The organism is Synechococcus sp. MU1611, assembly GCF_020514255.1.
Lineage (GTDB): Bacteria > Cyanobacteriota > Cyanobacteriia > PCC-6307 > Cyanobiaceae > Parasynechococcus.
Genome location: NZ_VTLC01000006.1, coordinates 1 through 26,787, shown reverse-complemented (window position 1 = coordinate 26,787; position 26,787 = coordinate 1). Strand labels below are relative to the sequence as shown.

Genomic DNA, 26,787 nt, shown 5'->3' with positions numbered 1-26,787 from the left:
GGATCTCTGCGCTGTGCTGGCGGCGCATCTGGAGCGCCATCTGCGCAGCGGCTACGGCCAGGGGCCTCGCTCCCTGAAGCCGTTGGGCCTGGCTACGGGACGCACGATGGAGCCGCTCTACAGGACCCTGGTGGAACGGCTGTTGTCGTGGTCTGCCGATGAGCTGGAAGCGCTACGCGCCAGTTGGTGCAGTTTCAACTTGGACGAGTATCTCGGGCTTTCTGCAGAGGATCCCCGGGGTTATCGGGCTTACATGACCCAGCACCTTGCTGCGCCACTGGGGTTGCCGCAGTCAGCGGTGCACCTGCCCGACAGCACCGCCGCTGACGGACAGGCGGCTGCGCGCCGCTACGGCGAGCAGCTGACACGCTGCGGGGGCATCGGGCTGCAGCTGCTGGGGCTGGGCAGCAATGGACATGTCGGCTTCAACGAGCCGCCCTGCCCCCCCGACCAGCACTGTCATGAAGTGGTTCTGACGCCCGCAACCCGGCATCAGAACGCTGCCCTTTTTGATGGGAGCGTGGAGGCTGTGCCGCAGCGGGCCATCACCCTTGGCCTACGCGAGATTCTCGAGGCTGCCGAAATTCATCTGGTGGTGACTGGCGCCGCTAAGGCAGGCATTCTCAAGCGCTTGCTCGCCCTGAAGGAGCCGGACCCTTCGCTACCTGCCAGTTGGCTGCTGACCCATCCCAATGTTTGGCTGTGGTGCGATGCAGCGGCTCTAGCTTGAACAGCCGATGGCAGAGGCCATGAGCATCGACCCCTTGGAACGGCGTCTCGAGCAGAGTTTTGAGGTGGAACGCTGGACGCGATTCATCCAGGACTGTCAGGACCTCGAGCAATTGCGCGAAACGGCCCTGGCGCTAGTGCAGCAGCTGGCCCAGCAGAAGGCGGCCAGTGTCTGGATGGCTACCCGGGCGTCTGAATCGGAAAATGCCAAGTTGGAGATGCTGGCGCGGATGATTCGTCAGCAACCCGATGCCAAAGAGGAGGAGGCGACAGGCGCCCCCTGAGGGAAACCCCGCCGCCAGCAGTCTTTCGGTGCTCAGTGTTCGCGCTGCCAGCGGGTCAGCAGAGCTGGCGAGAACTTGTGGCCATGTTTGGCACCAACCTTGACCACGCAGGAGTTGTCCTTGCCGCAGCGCTGCACCTCGTCGCGCAGGGAGTCGTTGCTCTGAACCCGCGACATGAACGTCTCCAGCTGTTTCATGGACATGGCGATCCTCCAGTAGGGATTCCTTCGGCCTAGCTCTGGGGTTGTAGGGGGCTCAGGAGCGCAAGCTTTGGTGCGGATTTGCTGACGACAAACTTCAAGAAGGGGTCAGTCGATCTCCAGTCCGTCGGCGAGATCGAGGTTGGCGCTGAGGCTGCGAACATCATCGAGCCCGTCGAGGGCATCCAGCAGCTTTAGGCAGCTGCGGGCAATGTCTGGATCACTTACAGGGACGCTGGTCTGGGCGGACCAGTGATGCCCCCACTCCCGCACATCCCAGTCATCCCGGCGCAAGCCGTCCTGAAGGCTCTCCAAGGCCTCGAATGGGCCGTGCACCAAAACGGCCGCCTCTTCCAGCTCATAGCCATCGGCGTCCAGCTCCAAGAGGCTTTCCAGCAGCCGTTCTTCGTCCTCGGGGCCCGCGTTGAGGATCACTTCGCTGCGGTGTTCAAACAGATAGGCCACGCAGCCGTGTTCACCGAGGTTGCCCCCGTTTTTGCTGAAGGCCAGGCGTAGATCCGCCGCAGTGCGGTTGCGGTTGTCGGTAAGCGCCTCCACCAGCACGGCCATGCCGCCGGGGCCATAGCCCTCGTAGCGCACTTCCTCCAGCTGAACCCCATCGCCCGCCTGGCCGGAGCCCTTGGCGATGGCGCGCTCGATGTTGGAGGCGGGAACCCCAGCTGCTCGGGCCTTGCTGATGGCCGTACGCAACTGGAAATTCCCGGCGGGATCGGCTCCGGCTCGGGCCGCCACCATGATTTCCCGGCCCAGACGGGTGAACACCGCCCCCCGTTTGGCATCAACGACGGCCTTCGTGCGTTTGATCTGTGACCATTTGCTGTGGCCAGCCATCGCGTCAGGGCAGGGCGGAATGCGGTCGGAGAGTACTGACCGACCGGGTGTGTTCAGCCTGCTGCATCGAACACCACTTTGGGTCGCAACAGACCCTCGTTCTCGCGGTGGCCGATGCCAGCCATGCTCCCATCAGCGTTGCACACCACCACAGCGTCCCCAGCACCGGGCTCCATCGTGATGCGACGGCCGCAACGCCAGTCGATCTGTTCCGCTTCGGTGAGATTCCGCCGGGGCAGGGCTGCTAGGGCCAGCAGCGGAGATAGGGGATCGGGTGGCGGAGCGTCTCGCTCCGGTAGGGGATGGGCCTGGTGAGCATGGAATCCCAGGGCCTGGGTGCGGCGCAGCGAGGCCAGACAGCCTCCACACCCGATGCTTGCCCCCAGATCCCGAGCGATCGAGCGGATGTAGGTGCCGGCGGAGCAGTGAACGTCGATGCTGAGCCTCCCCTGGGCCTCATCCCAATCCAAAAGCTGCAGCCGCTGCACCGTGACAGCTCGCGGCGGGAGATCCATCGCTTCGCCACGCCGGGCCCTGGCATGAGCCCGTTCGCCATCCACATGGACGGCTGAGACCTGCGGCGGTCGCTGTTCAATCGCGCCTCGGAACGGCTCCAGGGCGGCATCCAGCTCCGCCTCGCTTAGCGAGGGCCAGGCCTGTTGGTCCAGCAGCTCTCCCTCCAGGTCGTCGCTGCTGGTGCGCTTCCCCAGTTGGATGACGCCGGTGTACGTCTTTTCTCCGGGGAGGTACGGAAGCAGTCGGGTTGCCGGGCCCAGAGCGATGGGGAGAACTCCAGTGACTGCAGGATCGAGGGTGCCGCCATGGCCCACGCGCTTGAGGCCGTAGCTGCGGCGCAGGCGGCTGACGCAGGCATGGGAGGTGAGGCCTGCGGGCTTGTCGATCACCACGAAGCCGAAGGGGCCGTTCACCGGGGCTGGAGCGGGGTGCTCTGACTGTTACATTCCGCCGTCTGCGTAGGTTGGCCGCGCCCTGACGCCCATTCATGCCCCAGCTCCGCAGCAGCACGGATGTGGACGTCTCTGCTTTTCTGGCGAACGGTCTTGGCATCAAGCAACATCTGAGCCGTTATCTCAACCTGACGCCGGAGCTTCTGGAGCAGCGTCTGCCCAGCAGCACCGACGACCTGGCGGATCTGCACCCCGGTGCGTTTCGACCGGAGGACGCCACCGCCTTTTATGAGGACACGGTGGGTACCGGTCACCTGCTGGAGCTGGCGGCTTGGCACCTCTCCAGTGCGGACTACATCGCGGACACCCTGCGGCTGCAAGGTATTGCCGTGCAAGGCCAGGTGCTGGATTTCGGTGGTGGCATCGGCACCCATGCCCTTTCGGCGGCGGCGCTTCCGGAGGTCGACCACGTCTGGTTTGTTGATCTCAACCCCCACAACCAGGCCTTTGTGCAGCAACGGGCTGAAAGCTTGGGTCTGGCGGACAAACTCTCGGTGCATCGGGACCTCAGCAGCACGGGTGACGTGCGTTTCGATGCGGTGGTCTGCCTCGATGTGCTGGAACACCTGCCGGATCCCTCGGCGCAGTTGCTGGAGTTTCACCAGCGCATGGCCCCTGGGGCCATTGCCCTCCTGAACTGGTACTTCTTCAAGGGACATCAGGGGGAGTACCCCTTCCACTTTGATGATCCGGCGCTGGTGGACGGGTTTTTCCGCACCCTGCAGGCCCAGTTCCTGGAGGTGTTTCATCCCTTGCTGATTACGGCCCGGCTGTACCGCCGTCCCTGAGGCTGAGGCAATAAAAAAAGCCCCAATGCCAATTCGGCATTGGGGCTTTTCATCGTTGCTTGCGTCGAAACTCAGACCGCTGCGGTGATGTTGATGCGCTTGCGATTGCGCAGGCCGCGGCGGATTGATTCGAACTTCACCACGCCATCGGTGAGGGCAAACAGGGTGTCGTCTTTGCCCTTGCCGACATTGACACCGGGAAGAACGGAGGTGCCGCGCTGGCGGATGAGGATGGATCCGGCGGTGACGGTTTCTCCGCCGTAGGCCTTCACGCCAAGACGTTTGGCGTTCGAGTCGCGGCCGTTACGGGTTGAGCCTGTGCCTTTTTTATGTGCCATGAGAAGGAATGGTGGTGGGGGCGTTCGATGAAGCGGGTGGATGAGGTCAGCTGATGGCCTTGCCGCCCACGGAGATGGACTCAACCATCACCCGGGTGAGTTCCTGCCGATGACCATTCTTGCGGCGGGTTTTCTTTTTGGGGCGCATCTTGTACACAATCACCTTGGGCCCGCGGCGATGGGCCATCACCTTGAGGGACACGGTGGCGTCCTTGACGTAGGGCTGGCCCAGGGTGGTGCCCCCGCCGTCCTTAACCAGAAGCACGTTCTCGAGCTTGATCGTGTCGTCCACCTCGGCTTGAAGCCTGTCGAGGTCGTAGTAACGGTTGGGCTGCAACCAGATCTGGGTGCCGGACGCCTCAACGATGGCGTAGGTCCCGCTCTGTTCCGCGGCTGGTTTGGTGTCGGCCATAGGGTGAAAAGACGCGTTCAGGCTCGGCGAACCGATTCAGGCCTGATCCGCAATCGAAAGACAAACAAAGATCTTCGTCTCTGACGCCCCCCCTCGTCAAGATTCAGATACTTCAATGATTCGGCTGAACGGATGGCCAGGCCGGCCCTCACTGTTGCTCTCGTCCTCGACAGCCCTTCTCTGGTGGAATCCTGTCTCCAGTGGCTGCCGTCCAATCGCTATGAGTCTGTTGTCCTAAGTGTTGAAGCTGGAGAGGCCCTGACGGCCGTCCTCGGGCCCAGGCAGGACGACTTCGATGCCGTGGTGCTTGAGCAGACTCTTCTGGACGCTGAGGTCAGGGAGCAGCTGCTCTCTGCTGGTCTGCTCTTCCCGGCCGTGATCGTTGGGGAAGTGAAGGGTCATGTGGATTACCACCCCGAGGAGCTGCATCTGCCCGACGACCAGCTGGCCCAGCTGGGATACAACGTTGACGCGGCAATTTCCCGCTTTCTGCGGCAGGGCCGCGCCGATGGCCGCCAAGAAGACCCCGCCAGCCGAAGCAAAGCCGTTGACAACCTCTCCGAACGTCTACAGGAACGACTCGGTTATCTCGGGGTTTTCTACAAACGTGATCCGTCTCGATTTTTAGGGAGCTTGGCTCCTGAAGAGCGCCGGGATTTGCTCCTTTCGCTGCAACGCACCTATCGGGACTTACTCGCGAGTTATTTCAGTGATCCGGCAGCGTCCAACCAGGCCCTGGAAAGCTTTGTGAATACAGCTTTTTTCAGTGATCTGCCGATCACGCGAACCGTTGAGATTCACGTGGATCTCATCGATGAATTCTGGAAACAGCTGAGTTTGGAGGGCCACAAACATGACTTTCTTCAGGATTACCGCCTTGCGCTTCTCGACGTGATGGCCCATCTGTGTGAGATGTACCGGCGTTCCATTCCGCCGGACCTTCCTTTATCGGGCACGGCCTCCAGCCGTGTACGTCGCCCGATGGATCAGCTCGATGCCTCGGAGGAGTCGTCATGAGTCCCCGCAAGACCTACATCCTCAAGCTCTACGTGGCGGGCAACACGCCCAATTCGATGCGGGCGCTGAAAACCTTGCGCAACATCCTTGAAACCGAATTCAGGGGTGTCTATGCCCTCAAGGTGATTGATGTGCTCAAAAATCCGCAACTGGCGGAGGAGGACAAAATTCTTGCAACGCCGACGTTGTCCAAGATTCTTCCCCCGCCGGTGCGCCGCATCATCGGTGATCTCTCTGATCGGGAGCGGGTTCTGATCGGTCTCGATCTTCTGTACGACGAGCTGTCCGACACGGCTCTTAACTCAAGTGTGATCGATGCTGTCGATGAGGAGACCGACACGACGATCACGTCGGATCCTTAAGCGACATGGTGCGCTCCAGCACGGTTCAACTCCTGCTCACTACGGTCAAGTCATAGGTGTTCGCCATGCAGTTCCCTCCGACCAGCGGTCAGCCTCAGATGCAGGTTCAAAAGCTCCCGACAGGGATCGAGGGCTTTGATGATGTCTGCCAGGGCGGCCTACCGATCGGCCGTAGCACGCTGATTAGCGGTACGTCCGGCACCGGGAAGACGGTGTTCTCGCTGCACTTCCTCCACAACGGCATCAAGGATTTCGACGAACCCGGCATCTTCGTCACCTTCGAGGAGTCGCCCCTCGACATCCTGCGCAATGCCGCCAGCTTCGGTTGGAACCTGCAGGAGATGGTCGAGCAGGACAAGCTGTTCATCCTTGATGCCTCACCGGATCCCGATGGTCAGGATGTGGCCGGAAGTTTTGATCTCTCGGGTCTGATCGAGCGGATTAACTACGCCATCCGTAAGTACAAAGCCAAGCGTGTTGCTATTGATTCGATCACGGCGGTGTTCCAGCAATACGACGCAGTATTTGTGGTGCGCCGTGAGATTTTTCGCTTGATCGCCCGGCTCAAGGAAATTGGCGTCACCACGGTGATGACCACCGAGCGCATCGACGAGTACGGCCCTATCGCCCGCTATGGCGTTGAGGAATTCGTCTCCGACAATGTGGTGATCCTCCGCAACGTGCTTGAGGGAGAGCGGCGCCGGCGCACTGTTGAAATTCTCAAGCTGCGGGGCACGACCCACATGAAGGGTGAGTTCCCCTTCACCATGGGAACCCACGGCATCAGCATCTTCCCGCTTGGGGCCATGCGCCTCACCCAACGGTCGTCGAATGTGCGGGTGAGTTCTGGTGTGCCTCGCCTCGACGACATGTGCGGTGGCGGCTTCTTCAAGGATTCGATCATTTTGGCCACCGGTGCCACGGGCACGGGCAAGACGATGCTCGTCTCCAAATTCATTGAAGACGCCTGCCGAAACAAGGAACGCGCCATCCTCTTCGCCTATGAGGAATCGCGCGCTCAGTTGCTCCGCAATGGCACCAGCTGGGGCATCGATTTTGAACAGATGGAGCAGGACGGACTGCTCAAGATCATCTGCGCCTACCCCGAATCCACGGGTCTTGAAGATCATCTGCAGATCATCAAAACGGAGATCAGTCAGTTCAAGCCGTCGCGGATGGCGATCGACTCCCTCTCAGCCCTGGCGCGCGGCGTGAGCCATAACGCCTTCCGTCAGTTCGTGATCGGGGTGACCGGATATGCGAAGCAGGAGGAGATCGCTGGCTTCTTCACGAACACCTCCGAGGAGTTCATGGGCAGCCACTCGATCACTGATTCCCACATCTCCACCATCACCGACACGATCCTGCTGCTGCAGTACGTCGAGATCCGCGGTGAGATGGCCCGTGCCTTGAACGTGTTCAAGATGCGTGGTTCCTGGCACGACAAGGGCATCCGTGAATTTGTGATCACGGGCAATGGTCCACAGATCAAGGACTCCTTCTCCAACTTCGAGCGGATCATCTCCGGTGTGCCTCATCGGGTGACATCGGATGAGCGCAGCGAGTTGTCGCGCATCGCCCGGGGCGTCTCCAGCGAGGATTGATCTAAAGCTCGACGGCCTCGGCGATGGAGTTGCGACTGCGACGCTCTGCTTGTAGTTGCAACTCATCTTTGTCGGCTACCGCTAACGGCAGCTCGAACCAGAAGGTCGTTCCGACTTCAGGCTCACTCACCATCTGAATTTGAGCCCCGTGTTTCTCGAGGATGCCCTGCACGATTGAGAGGCCCAGCCCGGTGCCCACTTCAGTGTGAACGGCATTTTCGACCCGGAAGAAGCGATCGAAGATGCGTTCCTGATCGGCATTACTGATTCCGCATCCCGTGTCGGCGATTTCCACCCTGAGCTTGGGCAGCGGTGAGGTGAGGGCGCAGGTGGGTCCATCACTTCCCGTGATCGCTGTTCCCTCCACAGAACAGGTGTCGGGCCAGGCATAGGCCCTCAGCGCGAGGGGGCCACCGGGGCGGCTGAACTTGAGGGCATTGCCCATCAGGTTGTCGAGCACCTGGAGCAGAAGGTCCCAGTTGCCCAGCACTTCAGGCAAGTCTTCCGGAACATCCAGCACCAGCTCAACCTGGCGATCCTCGGCATTCAGCCTGTAGGTACGCAAGGTCTGCTCCATGGCCGGGCGCATGCTGATCGGTTCGAACTGCAGTGTTCGACCCGACTCCAACCGGGAGAGATCCAGCACATCGTTAACCAATCGGGTGAGTCGATCGGTTTCGTCGTTGGCAACCCCGAGAAACTCCTTGTGTTCTTCAGGGCTGAGCTGATCGCCGAGGTCGTGCAGGGTTTCGACGTAGCTCTTGATGTTGAACAGCGGGGTGCGCAATTCGTGGGAGACGTTGCTGATGAAACGGCTCTGGGCTGCATTCAGCTCCACCTCGCGGGTGAGGTCCTGGATGGTGACGGCGATGCCTTTGAGGCTTTCTCCGCTGGCATCACGCACGGCCTGCAGAACGATGCGCAGGGTGCGGGCTGGTTCCCCCACGCTGCAGCGCAGATCTTCACTGTCAGAGGCACCACCCAGCAGTGCATCAAGGGGACTATGCAATTCGATCGCCAGCAGTTCGGGTAGTTCTCCCACCAGCTCCTGGCCTTCCAGGCTGCGCCCTTCCCAGCGGAACAGGCGCCTCGCTGTGGGATTCGCCAGCACGATCCTTCCGTCGGCATCCAGCAGCATCGCCCCGTCCGCCATGGTGGCGATCAACGATTGCTGCTTGACCTGGGCGGCCGTGAGTTCCTCGATGTTGGCTTCGTCATAGGCCTCGAGTTGAGAGGCCATGGCGTTGAAGCCGTTCAGTAACTCTCCCAGTTCCCCTCCCACCGGCAGGTCAACACGAGTTCCGAAGTTGCCTGAGGCGACGGAGCGCACCCCCCGCAGCAGTTCCTTGACTGGACGGGTGATGGTGAGGGCATTGAACACGGCTCCAAGAATCACCAGCACCCAGATCGAGATGAACACCGCCACCGTGACTTCGCGGGTGAGGGCTGCACTGGCCAGGGCGGTTTCATTCGGGTTCACACCGAGGCCGAGCACGCCGTAGTACTGACCTCCCCGAATCAGGGGGACAAACACGTCTGTGACGGCCCCTTGGGGCGTCAAGTGTTGCCGAACCAAGGGGTTCTGTGGGCGTCGGCGCAGCTCGTCAGGCAGTTCCAACCGGCGATTCAGACGCAGTTCCCCATCGCCATTGCTGGGGGTGGCGCTGATCGGGATCCCCAAATAAACGACGCCTTCGGGATCGGCGAAGAAGATGTAGCGAACGCTGCGACTCGAGCGCCAGAACTTTTCGGCGACGTTGGCGAGCTCACGGTCCTGGCCCTGGGCCACCAGTTCGGTGACATTTCCTGCCAGCAGCAAGCCAAGATCCCTGGCATAGCGCGTGTCGCTCATCACTGCATCGCGCTGAATTCCATTCAGCGCGAAAAATGTGATGCCCGTCATCATCAAACTCACCACCAGGGTGGCGATCGCCAGCAGCTTGGTCTGGAGGGTGAATTCCGCCCACCAGGCGGTGATGCGGTCCCACAGGTTCTGGTCTTCCCCCGGGGGTTTGCCGTGGGGGGGAAGAGCCCAATCAGCGATCGTGGCTCCGCTGCTGCTGCTCATCCGCCCGAGCGCACTTGATGACCTATATCGCGACGGTAGGTGATTCCGGCGTAATCCAGTTGGTTCAGACCGTTGTAGGCCCCTGCAAACGCCGCATCGAAGTCATCGCCCTGGGCTACCACGGCCAGCACCCGGCCCCCTGCGGTGAGCAGTTCCCCGGTGCTTTCGCGGCGGGTGCCGGCGTGGAACAGCTGATGGTCGGGGCTTGGGGGGAGGTCGATGCGGATGGCATCGCCTTTGCGGGGTGCTTCTGGGTAGCCCTCCGCTGCGGCCACAACGCAAGCACTGCAACGGTCGGTGATGCTCAGCTGCGGGGCCAGATCAAGGCGGCCCAGGGCACAGGCCTGAAGCACGGCGGCGATCTCGGGGCCCAGTAGGGGCATCAACGTCTGGCATTCGGGATCACCGAAGCGACAGTTGAATTCAATGACCTGGGGGCCATCGGCCGTGAGCATCAGGCCTGCATAGATCACCCCGCGGTAATCGATACCTCGACGTCGTAGGGCCTCCAATGTGGGCTCGAGCACGAGGTGGCGCACGGCGTCGAGCCCGTCGGCATCCAGAAGCGGGGCGGGGGCATAGGCGCCCATGCCACCGGTGTTGGGACCGCGATCGCCTTCATTGAGCCGCTTGTGGTCCTGCGCTGGTGGCAACATCACCATCCGCTCCCCATCGCACAGGGCGAACACCGACACTTCAGGACCCTCCATCCGCTCTTCCAGCACCAGCTGAGAGCCCGCAGCACCGAACCGCCCTTCGAAGGCCTCGCGGATGGCGACTTCCGACTCTTCCACTGTGTTCGCCACCGTGACGCCCTTGCCGGCGGCCAAGCCATCAGCTTTGACCACCAGTGGACGTTGCACCTCCCGCAAGACCGCGAGCGCTTCCGCCTCATTGGCCACCGCCCAGTGGCCTGCCGTGGGGACCCCGGCCTCCTGCATCAGCTGTTTGGCCCAGGCCTTGCTGGCCTCCAGTTGGGCGCCCTCTGCTCCTGGGCCGAACACGGAGAAGCCTGCATCGCGCAGGGCATCGGCCACGCCAGCGGCCAGAGGAGCTTCCGGCCCCACCACCACCAGATCAACGGCGTTCTGCTGGCAGAGGGCAATCAACCCAGCGCTATCGGTTTCGGCCACGGCCAGGGCGCTGCCTTCATCGCCTCCATTACCTGGGGTGATCCAGACCGTCTCCAGACCGGGGCAACGGCTCAGCGCCCAGGCCAGGGACTGTTCCCTGCCGCCGCTGCCGACGACGAGGGCACGTTGGAGCGTGGGCAGCGTGCTGGGACGGGTGGACGAGATGGCCATGGTTTCGGAAGGAACGGTTTGGGCCTCGTAGGTTTTCCTTTGTAGACCGCAGCCCGTCATGGGGACTCCCCTTTTCCCCTTCGCTCTCACCCTTCTGGCTGCTGTCACGGCGGCACCCGATCAGCAGGTGATGCGCGAGGAACGCTTTCAGACCGTTCTCGTTGAGATGGATGTGGCCGCTGCGGAGCAGGCCTGTCTGGACCCGCTGATCGCTGATACCGATCGCCGTCGCCAGGACTTGCGCGATCGACTTTTGGCGCTGCATCCCGTCATCGATTCGTTGGACTTGGTGTTGGAGAACGCCGAAGCCTTGATGAGCTGTGGCGCACCCGAAGCGGCGGCGGTGGTGCTCAATCGCTACAGCCCAAGGGCTGGCGATGAACGGCGGAGGTGGCTGTTGCTGCGCTGGCGAGCAGCAGCAGCAGCCCTGGATCACCGCCAGGCGGCTTTGGCCCTAAGGCGTTTGGTGGTCGGCAACCTGACCGCCCTGAACGCCCCGCTGTTGCCGGGTCAGGTCAATGGCCTGGATCAGTTGGCTTTGCACGAGGCAGCCCAGGGCCGAAACGCTGTGGCTGTGGAGGTGCAGTTGATGGCGGATCTGTCGGGTGTGCAGGGGGCGAGGCGAATGGCGCGAGCGGCGCAATGGCACGATACCGATCAGTTTGAGCAAGCGGATCAACTGCTGGAAACCGCCTTGGATCAGGCGGCGGCGGCAGAGGCCTGGGGATTGGCGATGGAGCTGTTGCATCAGCAGCTGCAACTGCAGCTGGCTGCAGGGGGCGATGGCGCCCGGCCGCGGCAGCGGATGGAACGGTTGGCCACTGTCCTTGACGACCGCTATGCCCTCCAGCAACTGCAGCCGGAGAACGACCCCGATCCCCTGCTGCGTTCACCGCGGGACCCCGGAGGCCATGCTGATGTAAGTCCTTCTGCCGTTGCACCGTCGCCATGACGCCCGATCACGGAGAGCTGCTTTACGAGGGCAAGGCGAAGCGGGTGTTCGCGAGCGCGGATCCCGACCGGGTGCTGGTGGAGTTCAAAAACGACGCCACGGCCTTCAATGCCCAGAAAAAAGCCCAGCTGGAGAACAAAGGTCGGCTGAATTGTCAGATCTCGGCAAGGTTGTTCGAGCTGCTGGAGCGCGAGGGGGTGCCGACCCATTACTGCGGTCTGGCCGGGGAGACCTGGATGCAGGTGCGACGGGTGGAGATCATTCCCTTGGAGGTGGTTCTCCGCAACACCGCCACAGGATCGCTCTGCCGTCAGACCCCAATCGCCGAGGGCACACCCATCGATCCAGCCCTGTTGGATCTGTATTACAAGGACGACGCCCTTGGGGATCCGCTGTTGACCGAGGCCCGCGTGCATCTGCTGGGTGTGGCGGACCCAGCGCAACTGTCAGCAATTGAACAACTTGCCCGCAGGGTGAATGGGGTGCTGCGGCCTTTTTTTGAAGAAATTGATCTGCAGCTGGTGGATTTCAAGTTGGAGTTGGGGCTCGCGTCCGATGGAACACTCCTGCTTGCTGATGAGATCAGCCCTGACACCTGCAGGCTCTGGGACCGCCGCAACAGCAACGCCGAGGACCGGATTTTGGACAAGGATCGCTTCCGCAAGGATCTCGGCGGGGTGATGGAGGCCTACGGGGAGGTCCTCAAACGGGTCCAAGGCACCTGCGCGAACCCCCGCAACTGCCTGTAAGGTCGGCGCACCTTTTTGTGGCTTCGGCCCAGCCTGCGCCTCGATGACACGCCGTTCGTCTCGCCGCTCCTCGGTTGCTGTTCGTCGCACGGTGTTGGGTCTGATGCTGGGGATGCCCCTGGTTGCCCAGCCGGTGCTGGCCCAGGAGTCTCCGCCGTCTGCCGCCGAAACGGTCGAGGTGGAGGAGACGGTTGTTGAGGAAACGGTTGTTGAAGAGACAGTTATCGAGCAGCCCAGGGTTCTGATCTCCGAGGTGCTGATTGAGGGCATCGAGGGTCACCCGGAGGAGGAACGCCTTCAGATCTCCACTTACGACGCGATGCAGGTGCGTCCGGGGATGCGTGTCACACGGGAGGAGCTGCAGAACGATTTGAATGGAATTCAGGCCACGGGTTGGTTCTCGGATGTGCGGATCGTTCCCCAGAACGGACCGCTCGGCGTGCAGGTGGTTGTGCAGGTCGCTCCCTTCCCCTCCCTTAGTGCTGTCGAGATCAGTGCCGACGACGAGGCTCTTCTGCCCGATGCGGTGGTGGAAGAGACGTTTGCGTCGGATTACGGCCGCACGCTCAACCTCAACGACCTGCAGCAGCGGATGAAGGCCCTGCAGAGCTGGATGGCCAGTGAGGGCTACTCCCTGGCTCGGGTGTCTGGTCCTGAGCGGGTCAGCCCCGATGGGGTGGTCACACTGAAACTGCTTCAGGGCAGCGTGGCTGGCGTCGAAGTCAAATTCCTCAACAAGGAGGGGGATGACACCGATGAGAATGGAAATCCCATTGGCGGTAAGACCAAAGAGTGGGTGATCACCCGGGAGATCTCGATTCAGCCTGGAGATCCCTTCAACCGAAACAAGCTTGAGAGGGATATCAAACGGTTATACGGAACCCAGCTCTTCAGTGATGTGAAGGTGACGCTGCGGCCTGTGCCCGAGGTGCCAGGGGATGTGTTCATTGTTCTCGGCATCGTTGAGCAGTCCACCGGTCAGCTTTCTGGCGGCCTTGGCTACAGCCAGAGCCAGGGCGTGTTCGGTCAGGTGCAGGTCCAGGAGACCAATCTCTTTGGACGTGCCTGGACTCTGGGTACGAACATCACCTACGGCCAGTACGGCGGTCTGGCCAACCTCAACTTCTCGGATCCCTGGATCTACGGCGACAACCACCGCACCAGCTTCCGAACGTCTTTGTTCTTGAGCCAGCAGGTGCCTCAGGTCTTCCAGAGCGAAGACAACGGCAACATCCGCACGGCCAAGCACTACGTCGACAACAACACCAACAAGGCCTACCGGACAGGCCGCAATTACGGCTTCACTGATGGTGATGCTCCGGGCAACATCAACAAGGCTGAGGACGAATATCCCAACCGCAGTTGGTTTGACTACGAGGGAGACACGGTGGTGCTGCGCAAGACCGGCGGCAGCTTTTCCTTTGCCCGCCCCCTGAACGGTGGTGATCCTTACAAGGATGCCAAGTGGAATGTGCTTGCTGGCATGTCCTTCGCTGAGGTGCGGCCGATCAACTTTGCCGGTGACTCAAGGCCCTACGGCGTCTCCACAAATAACTTGGGCAAGAAAGTTAAAAACGACGACATCATTTGCGTGTCGTACAACTGCGCTGACAGCAACACCCTTGTGGGGGTGCGTGTCGCCACCACCTACAACAATTTCAACAATTCTCGCAATCCCACTAGCGGAAACTTCTTCACCGCCGGAACCGAGCAGTTCGTCGGCATCAATAACGATTCGCCCACCTTCAACCGGCTACGGGCCAGCTACACCCAGTTCTTCCCGGTGGACTGGCTGAAGCTTCACAAGGGTTGCCGTCCCAAGCCCGGCGAAGAGGCCGATTGCCCGCAAGCCATCGGTGTGCAGATCAAGGGTGGCGCCATCATGGGTGAAGCGCCTCCATACGAAGCGTTCTGCATGGGTGGATCCAACTCGATTCGGGGTTGGTACGACTGCGACCTTGCTGTGTCCAAGGCCTTCAGTGAACTCACAATCGAGTACCGCTTCCCGCTGATCAGCATCTTCTCTGGTGAGGTGTTCATGGATGCCGGTACCGATTTCGGCACTCAGAAGGATGTGCCAGGCAAGCCGGGCCTGCTGCTCGATAAGGATGGCTCCGGTGTTTCGCTGGGTACCGGCGTGATTGTCACCACGCCGGTCGGTCCGATCCGACTTGAGGTGGCCAGCAAGGACTTCGCCTCCGACTGGCGCTTCAATCTGGGAGTGGGCTGGAAGTTTTAGTGACCAGCTGGCCTCAGGACTACTCAGCTGCCTGGACCCTGGCGGCTGAGACAACATGCTCCGGCGTCGGTCTCCACAGTGGGGCTGAGGCCACGGTGCAGCTTTGCCCGACGGATCAGCCGGGATTCCACATGCGCTTGCCGGGGATGGAGCAATCGATCCAGCTACGGCCGGATCAGGTGCGTGACAGCCAGTTGTGCACCACGCTGGATCTTGGCCCCAGCAAGGTGGCCACCGTTGAACATCTGCTGGCGGCCCTGGCGGGTTGCGGCCTCAGTCATGTCGAGATCGTGGTCAGCGGTCAGGAAGTCCCCCTGCTGGATGGCTCAGCGCTGGTTTGGGTGGAGGCCATCGCTGCGGCGGGTTTGGTGTCTGCGGCAACCCCCAGGCCGGCTCCACCCCAGTTGGACCAACCACTCATGCGTCATCGCGGCAGCAGTGTGATCACGGCCACCCCGGCGGACCGCTTCGCTGTCGTGGGAATTATCGATTTTCCTCAGCAGGCCATCGGCCGTCAGCAGTTCGCCTTGGACCTCACGCCCCAGCGGTTCGTGGATGAGATTGCTCCGGCACGCACCTTTGGCTTCCGGGAGCAGGTGGAGCAGCTGCGCGCTGCCGGCTTGATCCAGGGCGGAGCCCTGGACAACGCCCTGGTCTGTGACGGCGATCAGTGGATGAATCCTCCGCTGCGGTTCGAGGATGAACCGGTGCGCCATAAGCTCTTGGATCTGATCGGCGACCTGGCCCTCGTCGGTTTTCCCCAGGCACAGGTTCTTGTGTACAGGGGATCCCATGGTCTTCACACCGATCTCGCAGCCGCTTTGTGACTGAATCCACCACCCCAGACATCGTGCTTACCAGCGAGCAGATCGCCGGTTTGCTTCCGCACCGTTACCCCTTTGCTCTGGTGGATCGGGTCATTGCCCATGAGCCCGGGGTTTCGGCCACGGCGATCAAGAACGTGACGATGAACGAGCCCCAGTTCCAGGGGCATTTCCCAGAGCGCCCGCTGATGCCTGGGGTGCTGATTGTGGAAGCCATGGCGCAGGTGGGCGGGTTGATCGTGACCCAGATGCCCGATCTGCCCAAAGGACTGTTCGTTTTTGCCGGCATCGACGGGGTACGCTTCCGGCGCCCTGTGGTTCCTGGAGATCAGCTGGTGATCCGCTGTGAACTGCTCAGCCTTAAGCGCAAGCGCTTCGGCAAGGTCAAGGCAGAGGCCACGGTGGACGGAGATCTGGCCTGCTCCGGCGAATTGATGTTCTCCCTGGTGGATTGAGCGCGATGTCGCAGCAAACGGCGTCACAGCAGATTCACCCCACGGCAGTGGTGGACCCGAAGGCCGAGCTGGCCTCGGGGGTGGTCATTGGTCCTGGTGCAGTGGTCGGCCCTCAGGTGGTGATCGGAGAGAACACCTGGATCGGTCCCCATGCCGTGTTGGACGGTCGGCTGACCCTGGGGCGTGACAACAAGGTGTTCCCGGGTGCCTGCCTCGGACTGCCGCCGCAGGATCTCAAGTACCGCGGTGCCGAAACCGAGGTGCTGATTGGGGATGGAAACACGCTGAGGGAATGCGTGACGATCAACCGGGCCACCGAAGAGGGCGAGGTGACCCGTATCGGCAACGGCAACCTGTTGATGGCCTACTGCCATCTGGGGCATAACTGCGATCTCGGAAACAACATCGTGATGTCCAATGCCATTCAGGTGGCGGGCCACGTTGTGATCGAAGACCGTGCCGTGATTGGTGGCTGTTTGGGCATTCACCAGTTCGTCCATATCGGTGGGATGGCGATGGTGGGCGGGATGACCCGCGTGGATAGGGATGTTCCGCCGTACTGCCTGGTGGAAGGCCATCCGGGTCGTGTGCGGGGTCTGAACCGGGTGGGCCTGCGTCGCAGTGGCATGGCCGGCAATCACGACGGCGCTGAACTCAAGCAGCTTCAGGAGATCTGGACCCTGATGTATCGCTCCGATCTGGTGATTGCAGATGCGCTCAAGCAGGCTCGAGTCCAGGCGTTGCTGCCGGCCGCCGAGCACCTCTGCCGATTCCTCGAGGCATCCACTGGTCAGGGGCGACGGGGTCCGATGCCACTGCAGGGCCGCTGATGGTTCGGCTGCTGATCAGCACCGGTGAAGTCTCCGGTGATCTTCAGGGCAGCCTGTTGATTCGGGCCCTGCGGTTGGAGGCGGAACGGAGGGGCATTGAGCTCGAAGTGCTTGCCCTTGGTGGACCGCGCATGGAGGCGGCGGGGGCTTCGTTGATCGCTGATACCGCGCCGATGGGGGCGATCGGTCTGTGGGAGGCCGTCCCGTTGATTCTTCCCACGCTGCGGCTGCAGGCCCGGGTGGATGCGCTGCTTGAGGAACGGCCCCTCGATGGGGTGGTGCTCATCGACTACGTCGGAGCCAATGTGCGGCTGGGCACACGGCTGCGGAAGCAACGGCCCCACCTGCCGATCACGTATTACATCGCCCCCCAGGAATGGGCCTGGCGCTTCGGCGATGGCAGCACCACCCGTCTGCTGGAGTTCACTAACAAAATCCTGGCGATCTTCCCGGCGGAGGCCGAGTTCTATGCGGCCCGCGGTGCGGATGTGAGCTGGGTGGGTCATCCGCTGTTGGACAGTTTCCAGAATTTGCCCGACCGCGCCAGCTCCCGACGCCAATTGGGCCTGGATCCTGAGGCGCCGGTGTTGTTGCTGCTGCCGGCATCCCGGCCCCAGGAGTTGCGCTACCTGATGCCACCGTTGGCCCAGGCGGCGGCCCTGCTGCAGCAGCGCCACCCTGATCTTCAGGTGTTGCTTCCCGCCGGGCTGGAGCAGTTCGAACACCCCCTAGCTGTTGCGCTTGAGGAGGCTGGTGTGTGTCATGCCCGGGTAATTCCGGCCGCTGAAGCCGATGCTCTTAAGACCACCCTTTGTGCGGCGGCGGATCTCGCCCTGGGAAAATCCGGCACGGTGAATCTGGAACTGGCTTTGCAGGGGGTTCCGCAGGTGGTGGGATATCGCGTGAGCCGACTGACGGCGTGGGTCGCACGCCATGTTCTGCGGTTCCAGGTGGACCACATCTCGCCGGTGAATCTGTTGCTCAAGCAGCGGTTGGTGCCGGAGCTGCTGCAGGACGAACTCACCGCAGAAGCTTTGGTGGAGAGGGCTTTACCCCTGTTGACCGCCACCCCGCAGCGCCGGGCGATGCTGGAAGGGTATGAGCGGTTGCGGGCCACCCTTGGTGCACCCGGAGTGACCGGACGGGCTGCTAAGGCCATTTTTGATCAGGTGATCGGATGAAACGAACGCTGCTGCTGCTCTCTACCTGCTTGATGCTGTTCTGCTGGCCCCAGAGCGCCATGGCCGAACTGGAGACAGCCGTCTTCGCCGGTGGTTGCTTTTGGTGTTTGGAGCACGACCTGGAGGACCTGCCCGGGGTGCGTGATGCCGTGAGCGGCTACAGCGGCGGGCATGTGGAGCGACCCACCTACCGCCAGGTCAGCAGCGAGACCACTGGCCATCAAGAAGCGGTGCAGGTGCGTTTTGATCCTGAGCAAATCAGTTACGCCGAGTTACTGCGCAGCTATTGGCGCAATGTGGACCCCCTCGATGACGGTGGTCAGTTCTGCGACCGCGGCGATTCCTACAGGCCGGTGATCTTTACGGCCGATGCCGATCAGGCCCAGGCTGCTGAAGCCAGTGCCGAGGCGGCGGCCCGCGAGCTGTCGCAACCGCGGGCCGCGCTGAAAGTGGAGCTCAGGGAAGCGGCTCGGTTTTGGCCTGCCGAGGGCTACCACCAGAACTACGCAGAGAACAATTCCCTCAAATACAACTTTTATCGGTTCAGTTGCGGTCGCGACCGGCGTCTGGATGCGGTGTGGGGTGCTGAGGCGCGAACCGGTCAGCCATGGCGTTAAACCACTGAATTCGGTCAACTTCCTTAAGAAATAGACAATCAACCTGTTGAAAAGATTAAGCGCCGCAACCTGATTGATTCAGCAAGTTCTCAGTGAACAGACGGGTTTCCAGCCATCGACCAGGCTTGCGGCCATGCTTACGATCAGTCGGTAAGTGGAGGAATGTATGTATCTGCTGACCATTAAGGATGGTCTTGGCACCCGTCACATCGGTCCCTATCCGTCGCCGAAGCATGCGTCGGACGACCTTGATCGTGTGTTGGAAACTTGCTCTGAGCGAGCACGGTGGCAGATCCACGCGCTCGAAACACCAAGCCGCTCCCTGGAACTTCAAGCTGTTGCGTCTTGAGCAGTTGCGTCTTGATCAGCCCTGACGTCGCCCTGGAAAGCCACGGGTGAGACCGCTGTCAATCATCAGTCCAATACCGGCATTGATACAGATCAGGCTGAGGGTTCCGTACCAGAACCAGGGGCCACCGTCATTGCCCAGCATTTGAACGACCTTGCGGCTGAGCGCTTCGCCGAACAGGCAGAGGCCCACCGGGAGCAGAAGCACCCCCAGCTGAGCCTTGATGTACCAGCGCACCGGGGATCGACTCATGACTGGGCCAGCACCCAGTTCACCAGGGTGCGCACGCCGTAGCCAGTCGCACCGGCTGGATTGACGCCTTTGCCCTTGTCACTCCAGACCGGCCCGGCGATGTCGATGTGGGCCCAGGCGGTCTCCTTGGCCACGAATTCCTTGAGGAAGAGGGCAGCGGTGATCGAGCCCCCTGGCCGCGGACCGGTGTTCTTCATGTCGGCCAACAATGACTTCAGCCCATCCTTGTAGGACTGCCGCAGGGGCATGCGCCACAGGCCTTCACCGCCGGAATGGGCGGCGGCATCGAGGGCTTCCGCCAGGTCGTCGTTGTTGGACCACAACCCGGCCATCTCATCGCCAAGGGCAATGACGCAGGCTCCGGTGAGGGTTGCCAAATCCACAACGGCATCGGGCTCCTGCTCACAGGCGTAGAGCAGGGCATCGGCGAGGGTCAACCGGCCTTCAGCGTCGGTGTTGTTGATCTCGATCGTCATGCCGTTGGCGGCCGTGACGATGTCACCGGGGTGGACGGCAGAGCCGTTCACCATGTTTTCGCAGGAGGCCACCACCATGTGCACCTCAACGCCGGCTGGCTTGAGTTCAGCGATGCTGCGCATGGCGCCCAGCACAGCGGCGCTGCCGCCCATGTCGAACTTCATCATGTCGATCTGCGCCGCGCCCACCTTGAGGTTGTAACCGCCGGAATCGAAGGTGAGGCCCTTGCCCACCAGGGCGACGCGGCGTTTCACTTCGCCCTCTGGGCGGTAAATCAGGTGAATGAATTTGGGCGGTAGATCGGAGCCCTGGCTCACGGCCAGAAAGGCGCCCATGCCTTTGGCTTCGCAGTCGCTGCGCTCCAGCACCTTGAGCTCAAGGCCGTGGTCGCTGGCGATGCCGGCGGCTGTTTCCGCCAGGGCGCCCGGGGTAACCACATTGGGGGGGGCGGCCACCAGCTCCCTGGCCAGCTCCACGCCGGCACAGGTGGCGTTGACCGCCATAAAGCCGCTGGCGGCGGCCGGGTCGAGGTCGATCAGCTCAAGAGCTTCGGGGATCCGGCGTGGTTCCGCCTCCTTGCGGAAGCGCTGGTCTTTGTAAAGGCAGAGCCGCACGGCTTCAGCACTGATGCGGGCCGCTTCGGTGGCATCGGTTCCATGCCATGGCAACTGCAGTCCCAGAGTGCCTCCACAGCCGATCGCGGCCTTGGCTGCACGGGCAGCGGCGCCGCGCAGGCGGTCGATGTCGATTCCATCGGCGTCGCCCAGGCCCAGCACCACCAGGCGCTCTGGGCCAGCACCCAGGGGCGTGATCACCAGTTGATCACCCGGCTTCCCCTTGAACTCCTGCTGTTTCAGGGCGTCGGTGATCCCCGCAAAGCGCTGTTCCAAGGCCGTTGCGGTTGCATCGGCATCGCCCTGGGGTAGCCCCACCGCCAGCACATTGCCGTTCCACTCCTGCAGACCGTTGGAGGACAGGGAGAAGCGCATGGATGGACGCATCGGCAAAGAACGAGCGTAGCGATCCTGCGCGACGCCTTTGCACCTTGCTGATCAGGGCGAACAGCGCTGGTTCAGGGCGGTGATGATCAGCTGCTCGGCATCCGGTTGGCTCTGGATTACGAAGGCTTCCTGCTCGAGTGCAGTGTTGTTGGACTTGTAGTGGTTGTGCAGCAGATAGCGGATCCGGCTCACCACCGCTGGATCAACCTTGCGTTGCACACCGATCAGCGAGAGCGCTCCGTTGGGACAGCTCTGGGCGGCATGCACCGCTTCATGCAGCAGCACGGCCCGGGTGATGCCGAGCTCCCGCACCAGGGGCGAAATCTCCAGTCGTTTCTCCGCCGGGATGAAGCGTCCGTAGGCCTGCCCCGGGGGCTGCCGTTCTTCAAGCGTGAAGCCATGCCGCAGCAGGCTTCGCTGCAGCTGTGCGAGGTCGGCAGCGGTGGCCGGCAGGGCCAGTAGCAGCAGAGCAAGGGCCGTTTGGGTTGCGGTCACAAGTCGGCGTTGAAGGGGGTGGCCCATCGTTGGCGGGTTTCCTTATTGAAGGGCGGCCACCAGCGTTGAATCAGCTGTTGTTCCAGGGCCCTCCGTGCGCGGGTGGCCTGAGGTACATCGCAGCTGAAGCGGATGCTCAGCTGGGCACTGAGTTCGCAGCGCTGAAGGGCTTCGCCGTAGGCGGCGAGGTAGGCCTTGCAGTCGTGATCGCCTTTCCAGCGGCGCTCGGCGGCGAGCGTTTCTCCCACATAGAGCAGAAGCGGCTGCTCCAGTTGGGTCGGCCGATCCATGACCAGGTAGATCGCGGCACCCCGATGGGACGGTTCCGGCCATCGCCAGAAACTCATCGCCAGGGGGGTCAGCGTCAGCGGATCCAGGGCCGCGGCAGCGTCATCAGGGGAGGAGCCGAACAGATCCCCTTGGGCGGCCTGAGCTGTTTCTCCGCGGAACAGCGGCGCTTGATGGTCATGCAGGCGCTGTTGCCAGGCGATCAGCTGCTCCCGTTGCAGGGGCAGCTCAGGCCCATTGCTGAAGGCCAGCGCACCGGTGGAGAACAGATCTCCCTGCATCAGTGAAGGGGCAGGCTGGGTCCGGCGCGGCGGATGCCGAAACTCACCCGGCCGATCAGGTTTTCCACGGTGCTGGCGGGAAGGCAGAGCCGTTCCTGCAGGTCAGCCAGATCTTTGAAACCGCAGCTGCGTCGCTCCCGCAGCAGGCTGGCCAGCCGTTGCTCTGGCCAGCAGAGCAGCTCGAGTTGATCGGCGCTGGCGTTGTTCAGGTCAAGGGGAGTGGCCTGCGGCTGCAACGGAGCATCGCCATGCCAATGGAAGACGAGATGCGGTGTCCAGAGCCTGCTCAGATCGATGGGCAGCTCTAGCAGCCGGAACAAATCATCAGCGCAGGCGAATTGCACGCCCCCCTGTTGCAGGCGCACCAGCAGATCGGCCATGTCCTGGCTGCAGCCGGGCAGTTGAAGCCACTCATCGCGGCTGGCCCGATTCACATCCATCACCCAGGCTGGAGGCTCGGCCTCGATCGCTAATGGCTGTAGTGGCGCTGGACGGGGTGGTGTTGGCAGCTGCCCGGTGGCCTGCAGCACCCGCCTGGCCAGGGGATCCAACCAGTGGCTGCGGGGCATGCTGCTCAGCAGAGATGGGCCGACATTAACGAGGGTGGTGGGGTTGCGTCAGCGCAGGGCGCGCACAAGACCCTCGCAGCCCCCCTGTTCGTCGATGTAGCGGCGCATCAGGTCGTCGTAACCGGGAGCGCTTTGCACCTCCTCGCGCTCGGCGGCGCTGACCCCTTTGCTGAGCAGAAACCGGTTGGCGATGTCGCGGGCCTGGGCAGCTTTCATCCGTTTGGTTTCAATCAGACAGCGGGCATTGGCCTCGGCGATGGTCACCAGGGCGGTCGTGCGCTCGCTTGCGGCATTCACCGCTGGCATCCCGAGGCTGCTGACGCTGAGAACGACCAGGGCTGCGGTGGCGGCGCGTCGGACCATGGCGTCAAGACCGTTCAACTCCTCTCAGGATGGTCCCTTTGGGGCTAAGGGGTCCAGCGGGGAATCGGCATCGGTGGATCCACCAGATTGTGTTGAAAGGCCATCAGCACAGCCTGGGTGCGGTTCCTGGCATTCAGTTTGCGCAGCAGCCCTGTGATGCAGTGCTTGGTGGTTTCAATCGAGATGTGGAGTTGATCCGCAATCTCCTGATTGCTCAGGCCGCGGCAGAGGCCACGCAGTACGTCTTCTTCCCGCAGGCTCAGCACGTCGCTGATCGGATGCCCCACCCCTGCCAAGCTGCGGTCGTGATGGGCCACGCCGGCAATCACCGGATCCATGTGGCTGCCATCGCTTTCCATGGCGCGCAAGACGCTGAGCAAGCCGCCGTCGCCAATGCGCTCATGGCTGCAGAGACCGTCGCAATCAGCCGCTGCAGCGGCACGAATGGTGCTGAGCAAGGGGCGTTGGATCAGCATCAGGCAGCGCAGCGAGGGCTGGTGGGCCTTGGCTGCTGCCACCAGGGAGGGGCCGCTGCCACGTTCGAGCCTGTCGCTGCAGATCAGCAGATCGGCGGCCGTACTGCTGAGGCAGGCCAGGGCTTCCGCTTCGGTGCTGGCAGCCCCCACGATGGAGCCGATGCCATCGAGGCTGTGCAGCAGGCCGCTGACCAAAACCCGATCGGCCGAAGCGACCACCAGACGACGCCCCTCCAGCAGGGGCCGGTTGCGCTGGGGCAGCTCACGCATCGCGGCCAGCTGAGCGGTGAAGTTCACATCCTGAATGCAGCCCGAAACTCACCATGAATCCCATGCCGCCTGCGGGCGGTGCTGGTCAGGAAGACCGTACAAAAATCCCGCCTCAGGCCTCGGCAAGGTGCGGCGATTACCCCTCAAGCAAGTCGATTGTTCTTGGCAGAATTGCCTGTGCCCAGCGCGACTCGACATGGCCTTCTTCGATTCCGACATCGTTCAGGACGAAGCAAAGCGGCTGTTCAGCGATTACCAGCAGCTGATGCAGCTGGGCAGTGAGTACGGGAAGTTCGACCGAGAGGGCAAGAAGAAGTTCATCGAGACGATGGAAGAGCTGATGGGCCGCTACCGGGTGTTCATGAAGCGCTTCGAGCTCTCGGAAGATTTCCAGGCCAAGCTCACGGTGGAGCAGCTGCGCACCCAGCTCAGTCAGTTCGGGATCACCCCCGAGCAAATGTTCGAACAGATGAATTCCACCCTCGAGCGGATGAAGGCCCAGATCGAGCCTCCCTCGCCGAGCTGAACCAGCACTCGTACGATCGCCAGCGCCCGCTCGTTGCGCACCCCATGTCGGACTCAACCCCGTCGCTGCCGAATTGGCTGTCTCGGGGCATGGCCGATTTGTTCCCGGCCGGCGACCCGAGCGATGCTGATCAGGCCCTGGCGGCACGGCTGGTGCAAGCCGAGAAGGAGGGCAGGCCGCTGAGGGTGAAGCTGGGCATTGACCCCACCGGCAGCAACATTCATCTCGGTCACAGCATCCTGTTCCGCAAGTTGCGGGCTTTCCAGGACGCAGGCCATACGGCGGTGTTGATCATCGGCGATTTCACCGCGCGGATCGGCGATCCCACGGGCAAGAGCGCCACCCGGGTGCAGCTCAGCAAAGAGCAGGTGGCTGCCAACGCCTCCACCTATCTGCGCCAGCTTGGGCAGGACCAGCCCAAGGAGACGGCACTGCTCGATTTCGAAACGCCTGGACGCCTAGAGGTGCGATACAACAGCGAGTGGTTGGAGGGAATGGACCTGCCGGCTGTGATTGGGCTGCTCGGCACCGGCACCGTGGGCCAGATGCTGGCCAAGGACGACTTCTCCAAGCGTTATGGCAGTGGCACCCCTATCGCCCTGCATGAATTCCTCTACCCGCTGCTGCAGGGCTATGACTCGGTGGCGGTGAATGCTGATGTGGAGCTGGGGGGCACCGATCAGAAGTTCAATGTGGCCATGGGCCGTGATCTGCAGCGCCATTTCGACAAGGGCACCCAGTTCGGCCTGCTGCTGCCGATCCTGGTGGGGCTCGACGGGGTTCAGAAGATGAGCAAGAGCCTGGGCAACGTGGTGGGACTGGAAGAGGATCCTCTCTCGATGTACTCCAAGCTGGAGAAAGTCGGCGATGGGGCGATCAACGACTACGTGACGTTGCTCACCGATCTCGATCTGGCCTCGTTGCCGGAGAACCCGCGCGAGAAGCAGAAGGCGATGGCCCTGGCGGTGACCGCCAGCCGCCATGGTCTGGCGGCGGCGGAGAAGGCGCAGAGAGATGCCGCTACCTTGGTGGGCGGAAGCGGTGATGCCGGTGCCGATGTGCCCGAGGCGTCGCTTGCAGAGGTGAACTTCCCGGCCAAGGCCTTCTATCTGTTCAGTGCCGTGGGCATCTGCGCCAGCAGCAGTGAGGCCCGCCGTCAGATCAAAGGGGGTGCGGCGCGCCTGGATGGGGAGAAGATCACCGACCCCAACCAGGAGTTTGCGTCGGCAGCGGAGCTGGAGGGCAAGGTGCTGCAGCTGGGCAAGAAAACCTTCCGGAGGCTGACGGCTTGAGCTGCCAGTAATCCCCCTTTTGGGGGATCCGCCAAGAGAGAACTGGCGCGATGGTGAGTTCATCCGAGCGACGAACAATGACAGCGCCATGTCTTGAGGCTGAATGCAAATCCGATCAGCAAATTGCTGCTGATTTCTTATCTTACCTGCAATCGCAATTTGAGGATCCTGTCGCGTATGAGGTGGAGCCGACGCGACTGACTGGAGGCTTCGATGCTCGGTTGTATCGCTACCAGCTTGTTGATCAGGAGCCACGGGTCCTCCGCATTGAGCGTCCTGAGCGAAAAGAGGAGGGGCTTCTATATCAACAGTTTGTGTATCAGACCCTGAATCAGCAGGGTCTCAAGACTCCTGTGATTCATCATGTTTGTGGAGATAAATCTATTTTGGGTGGGGTCTTTGCGGTCATGGATCTCTTGCCCGGCCGAACTGTGTTTGAGCTGGCTCCAGAGCTTCATGCCAAGGTCTTGGGTGAGTCGATGGCCACCATGCACGAGATGGATGTGAGGCCCATCGTTGAAGCCTGCAGGCAGTCTGATGTCCCGGATGAGCTGTATTTGAGTCCAATTAGTCATCAAAAGGCGTTGGATTCTTTGGAAGAGGCGCACCCATGGGCTTCTGAATTGGTTGGTTGCGCACTCATTTGCCTCTTGATGGGAGGGATCTCGCTGTGATTCATGGTGACTATCACGGGAATAATGTGATGTTTGATAATGGCTCTGTTTCAGGGATTCTGGACTGGTGGTTTTCTGTTTCTGATCCCGCTGTGGATCTGGCTCATACAATGAATGTTTATCTGGTTTTCGCGCGCCAGATTGATCCGACGATGTCGCCTCATTTTTGGGATCAGATCATCGATGGGGTTCTCAAGGCTTATCAATCCATCAGGCCTCTAAATCACGAGCACATCCAGGCCTTTCGTGTGTTTCACCTCTTCGGAGTCTTCATTGCCGGTGCCACTGGTGTTGGCCTCGAATTCATGCGAAAGCCTGAATCGCAGCGCGACTATCTGAGTTTCATTGAGCAAACGACAGGCCTCACGCTGTCTCCCTCAGTCTGAACCCTGGTTGAGATGCATCTGCCGGCGCGACAGGATGGACTCCGGATCAATCGCTTGCCTTGGCTCCGTCGCTCTCCGCTGCCCCCGCCGATCGGATCATCGTGGCCCTCGATGGCATGGCGCCTGATCAAGCGCTGCGCTTTGCCGCCCAGGTGGCGGGGCTGCGCTGGGTGAAGGTGGGCCTGGAGCTGTTCGTGCAGGCCGGCCCTGAGGTGGTGGCGCAACTTCGGGATCAGGGTCTGCGGGTGTTCCTCGACCTCAAATTTCACGACATCCCGGCCACGATGGCGGGGGCTTGCCGGCGGGGGGCGGCGC

Annotated in this window: 34 protein-coding genes; 20 read left to right on the top strand and 14 right to left on the bottom strand. The window is 61.9% G+C overall.

Features of this window, described 5'->3' with window-relative positions:
- Positions 1–13 precede the first annotated feature (13 nt).
- Both FZZ92_RS11300 and FZZ92_RS11295 read left to right on the top strand, forming a co-directional pair.
- The gene (locus FZZ92_RS11300) at positions 14–730 is read left to right on the top strand and encodes a glucosamine-6-phosphate deaminase (protein WP_226423285.1); all 717 of its coding nucleotides are present in this window, start codon (positions 14–16) and stop codon (positions 728–730) included.
- A gap of 19 nt (positions 731–749) precedes the next feature.
- Entirely contained in the window at positions 750–1,013 is a 264-nt protein-coding gene (locus FZZ92_RS11295) for a hypothetical protein (protein WP_226397997.1), read from the top strand.
- Between the two features lie 32 nt (positions 1,014–1,045).
- On the opposite strand, the gene FZZ92_RS11290 is transcribed toward FZZ92_RS11295, so the two are convergent.
- The 3 genes from FZZ92_RS11290 to truB form a co-directional block, all read right to left on the bottom strand.
- Entirely contained in the window at positions 1,046–1,216 is a 171-nt protein-coding gene (locus FZZ92_RS11290; RefSeq protein ID WP_115022356.1) for a Nif11 family protein, read from the bottom strand.
- A 105-nt stretch (positions 1,217–1,321) separates the two neighbouring features.
- Positions 1,322–2,065: a YebC/PmpR family DNA-binding transcriptional regulator gene (locus FZZ92_RS11285; protein ID WP_226423250.1), complete on the bottom strand. Its 744-nt coding sequence runs from the start codon at positions 2,063–2,065 to the stop codon at positions 1,322–1,324.
- Between the two features lie 53 nt (positions 2,066–2,118).
- Positions 2,119–2,994, bottom strand: a complete 876-nt coding sequence (gene truB, locus FZZ92_RS11280; RefSeq protein WP_226423249.1) for a tRNA pseudouridine(55) synthase TruB — start codon at positions 2,992–2,994, stop codon at positions 2,119–2,121.
- A 74-nt stretch (positions 2,995–3,068) separates the two neighbouring features.
- Here truB and FZZ92_RS11275 point away from each other — a divergent pair, with 74 nt between their 5' ends.
- The gene (locus FZZ92_RS11275) at positions 3,069–3,821 is read left to right on the top strand and encodes a bifunctional 2-polyprenyl-6-hydroxyphenol methylase/3-demethylubiquinol 3-O-methyltransferase UbiG (protein WP_226397999.1); all 753 of its coding nucleotides are present in this window, start codon (positions 3,069–3,071) and stop codon (positions 3,819–3,821) included.
- 71 nt (positions 3,822–3,892) lie between these two features.
- Here the strand turns inward: FZZ92_RS11275 and rpmA are convergent, their stop codons facing one another.
- Together rpmA and rplU are read right to left on the bottom strand one after the other, a co-directional pair.
- On the bottom strand, positions 3,893–4,159 hold the full coding sequence (rpmA, locus tag FZZ92_RS11270) for a 50S ribosomal protein L27 (RefSeq protein WP_115022352.1): 267 nt from the start codon (positions 4,157–4,159) through the stop codon (positions 3,893–3,895).
- Positions 4,160–4,205: 46 nt separating this feature from the next.
- Positions 4,206–4,571, bottom strand: coding sequence for a 50S ribosomal protein L21 (gene rplU, locus FZZ92_RS11265; protein ID WP_115022350.1), 366 nt, complete (start codon positions 4,569–4,571; stop codon positions 4,206–4,208).
- A gap of 132 nt (positions 4,572–4,703) precedes the next feature.
- On the opposite strand from rplU, the gene FZZ92_RS11260 reads away from it, so the two are divergent.
- The 3 genes from FZZ92_RS11260 to kaiC all read left to right on the top strand — a co-directional run bounded on the left by FZZ92_RS11260 (position 4,704) and on the right by kaiC (position 7,554).
- Positions 4,704–5,588, top strand: a complete 885-nt coding sequence (locus tag FZZ92_RS11260; RefSeq protein WP_226398000.1) for a circadian clock protein KaiA — start codon at positions 4,704–4,706, stop codon at positions 5,586–5,588.
- Positions 5,585–5,950, top strand: coding sequence for a circadian clock protein KaiB (gene kaiB, locus FZZ92_RS11255; protein ID WP_115022346.1), 366 nt, complete (start codon positions 5,585–5,587; stop codon positions 5,948–5,950). Before FZZ92_RS11260 ends, kaiB begins: the two co-directional genes overlap by 4 nt.
- 65 nt (positions 5,951–6,015) lie before the next feature.
- Entirely contained in the window at positions 6,016–7,554 is a 1,539-nt protein-coding gene (kaiC, locus tag FZZ92_RS11250; RefSeq protein WP_115022615.1) for a circadian clock protein KaiC, read from the top strand.
- 1 nt (position 7,555) lies between these two features.
- On the opposite strand, the gene FZZ92_RS11245 is transcribed toward kaiC, so the two are convergent.
- Both FZZ92_RS11245 and purD read right to left on the bottom strand, forming a co-directional pair.
- Positions 7,556–9,622 (bottom strand): ATP-binding protein, encoded by a 2,067-nt coding sequence (locus tag FZZ92_RS11245; protein ID WP_226398001.1) that lies wholly within the window; start codon positions 9,620–9,622, stop codon positions 7,556–7,558.
- Entirely contained in the window at positions 9,619–10,926 is a 1,308-nt protein-coding gene (gene purD, locus FZZ92_RS11240) for a phosphoribosylamine--glycine ligase (protein ID WP_226398002.1), read from the bottom strand. Before purD ends, FZZ92_RS11245 begins: the two co-directional genes overlap by 4 nt.
- Positions 10,927–10,984: 58 nt before the next feature.
- On the opposite strand from purD, the gene FZZ92_RS11235 reads away from it, so the two are divergent.
- The 9 genes from FZZ92_RS11235 to FZZ92_RS11195 all read left to right on the top strand — a co-directional run bounded on the left by FZZ92_RS11235 (position 10,985) and on the right by FZZ92_RS11195 (position 19,122).
- Entirely contained in the window at positions 10,985–11,878 is an 894-nt protein-coding gene (locus FZZ92_RS11235; protein ID WP_226398003.1) for a hypothetical protein, read from the top strand.
- Positions 11,875–12,627, top strand: a complete 753-nt coding sequence (gene purC, locus FZZ92_RS11230) for a phosphoribosylaminoimidazolesuccinocarboxamide synthase (protein ID WP_115022341.1) — start codon at positions 11,875–11,877, stop codon at positions 12,625–12,627. The genes FZZ92_RS11235 and purC overlap by 4 nt, the downstream gene beginning before the upstream one ends.
- A gap of 43 nt (positions 12,628–12,670) precedes the next feature.
- Positions 12,671–14,866, top strand: coding sequence for a BamA/TamA family outer membrane protein (locus tag FZZ92_RS11225; protein WP_226398004.1), 2,196 nt, complete (start codon positions 12,671–12,673; stop codon positions 14,864–14,866).
- The gene (gene lpxC, locus FZZ92_RS11220) at positions 14,866–15,693 is read left to right on the top strand and encodes a UDP-3-O-acyl-N-acetylglucosamine deacetylase (RefSeq protein WP_226398005.1); all 828 of its coding nucleotides are present in this window, start codon (positions 14,866–14,868) and stop codon (positions 15,691–15,693) included. Before FZZ92_RS11225 ends, lpxC begins: the two co-directional genes overlap by 1 nt.
- Positions 15,690–16,145, top strand: a complete 456-nt coding sequence (fabZ, locus tag FZZ92_RS11215; protein ID WP_115022337.1) for a 3-hydroxyacyl-ACP dehydratase FabZ — start codon at positions 15,690–15,692, stop codon at positions 16,143–16,145. Before lpxC ends, fabZ begins: the two co-directional genes overlap by 4 nt.
- Before the next feature lie 5 nt (positions 16,146–16,150).
- Entirely contained in the window at positions 16,151–16,975 is an 825-nt protein-coding gene (lpxA, locus tag FZZ92_RS11210; protein ID WP_115022335.1) for an acyl-ACP--UDP-N-acetylglucosamine O-acyltransferase, read from the top strand.
- Positions 16,975–18,156 (top strand): lipid-A-disaccharide synthase, encoded by a 1,182-nt coding sequence (gene lpxB, locus FZZ92_RS11205; RefSeq protein WP_226398006.1) that lies wholly within the window; start codon positions 16,975–16,977, stop codon positions 18,154–18,156. The genes lpxA and lpxB overlap by 1 nt, the downstream gene beginning before the upstream one ends.
- A complete protein-coding gene (gene msrA / locus FZZ92_RS11200) occupies positions 18,153–18,773 on the top strand; it encodes a peptide-methionine (S)-S-oxide reductase MsrA (protein WP_226398007.1) in 621 nt (206 codons plus the stop codon). The genes lpxB and msrA overlap by 4 nt, the downstream gene beginning before the upstream one ends.
- 166 nt (positions 18,774–18,939) lie before the next feature.
- On the top strand, positions 18,940–19,122 hold the full coding sequence (locus FZZ92_RS11195) for a hypothetical protein (RefSeq protein WP_115022302.1): 183 nt from the start codon (positions 18,940–18,942) through the stop codon (positions 19,120–19,122).
- A gap of 15 nt (positions 19,123–19,137) precedes the next feature.
- On the opposite strand, the gene FZZ92_RS11190 is transcribed toward FZZ92_RS11195, so the two are convergent.
- From FZZ92_RS11190 to FZZ92_RS11160, 7 genes are all read right to left on the bottom strand, one after another.
- Positions 19,138–19,374 (bottom strand): hypothetical protein, encoded by a 237-nt coding sequence (locus tag FZZ92_RS11190; protein WP_226423248.1) that lies wholly within the window; start codon positions 19,372–19,374, stop codon positions 19,138–19,140.
- Positions 19,371–20,840 carry a leucyl aminopeptidase gene (locus tag FZZ92_RS11185; protein ID WP_226398008.1) on the bottom strand — a complete coding sequence of 490 codons (1,470 nt, stop codon included), beginning with the start codon at positions 20,838–20,840 and terminating at the stop codon, positions 19,371–19,373. The genes FZZ92_RS11190 and FZZ92_RS11185 overlap by 4 nt, the downstream gene beginning before the upstream one ends.
- Positions 20,841–20,903: 63 nt before the next feature.
- Positions 20,904–21,347: a hypothetical protein gene (locus FZZ92_RS11180; RefSeq protein WP_226423247.1), complete on the bottom strand. Its 444-nt coding sequence runs from the start codon at positions 21,345–21,347 to the stop codon at positions 20,904–20,906.
- Complete coding sequence (locus tag FZZ92_RS11175; protein ID WP_226398010.1) at positions 21,344–21,916, bottom strand: GIY-YIG nuclease family protein; 573 nt, start codon at positions 21,914–21,916, stop codon at positions 21,344–21,346. Before FZZ92_RS11175 ends, FZZ92_RS11180 begins: the two co-directional genes overlap by 4 nt.
- The gene (locus FZZ92_RS11170) at positions 21,916–22,485 is read right to left on the bottom strand and encodes a hypothetical protein (RefSeq protein WP_226398011.1); all 570 of its coding nucleotides are present in this window, start codon (positions 22,483–22,485) and stop codon (positions 21,916–21,918) included. The genes FZZ92_RS11175 and FZZ92_RS11170 overlap by 1 nt, the downstream gene beginning before the upstream one ends.
- A 48-nt stretch (positions 22,486–22,533) precedes the next feature.
- On the bottom strand, positions 22,534–22,866 hold the full coding sequence (locus tag FZZ92_RS11165; RefSeq protein WP_226423246.1) for a hypothetical protein: 333 nt from the start codon (positions 22,864–22,866) through the stop codon (positions 22,534–22,536).
- 26 nt (positions 22,867–22,892) lie between these two features.
- Complete coding sequence (locus tag FZZ92_RS11160; protein WP_115022611.1) at positions 22,893–23,594, bottom strand: response regulator transcription factor; 702 nt, start codon at positions 23,592–23,594, stop codon at positions 22,893–22,895.
- 196 nt (positions 23,595–23,790) lie between these two features.
- Here FZZ92_RS11160 and FZZ92_RS11155 point away from each other — a divergent pair, with 196 nt between their 5' ends.
- The 5 genes from FZZ92_RS11155 to FZZ92_RS11135 all read left to right on the top strand — a co-directional run.
- Positions 23,791–24,120, top strand: coding sequence for a DUF1825 family protein (locus FZZ92_RS11155; RefSeq protein WP_115022290.1), 330 nt, complete (start codon positions 23,791–23,793; stop codon positions 24,118–24,120).
- A 44-nt stretch (positions 24,121–24,164) separates the two neighbouring features.
- A complete protein-coding gene (tyrS, locus tag FZZ92_RS11150; protein ID WP_226423245.1) occupies positions 24,165–25,412 on the top strand; it encodes a tyrosine--tRNA ligase in 1,248 nt (415 codons plus the stop codon).
- 50 nt (positions 25,413–25,462) lie between these two features.
- Positions 25,463–26,086, top strand: a complete 624-nt coding sequence (locus tag FZZ92_RS11145; protein WP_226423244.1) for a phosphotransferase family protein — start codon at positions 25,463–25,465, stop codon at positions 26,084–26,086.
- On the top strand, positions 26,083–26,472 hold the full coding sequence (locus tag FZZ92_RS11140) for a phosphotransferase (protein WP_226423243.1): 390 nt from the start codon (positions 26,083–26,085) through the stop codon (positions 26,470–26,472). The genes FZZ92_RS11145 and FZZ92_RS11140 overlap by 4 nt, the downstream gene beginning before the upstream one ends.
- A 59-nt stretch (positions 26,473–26,531) precedes the next feature.
- Positions 26,532–26,787, top strand: a 256-nt coding sequence (locus tag FZZ92_RS11135) for an orotidine 5'-phosphate decarboxylase / HUMPS family protein (RefSeq protein WP_226423242.1), incomplete at its 3' end; no start/stop codon positions are given.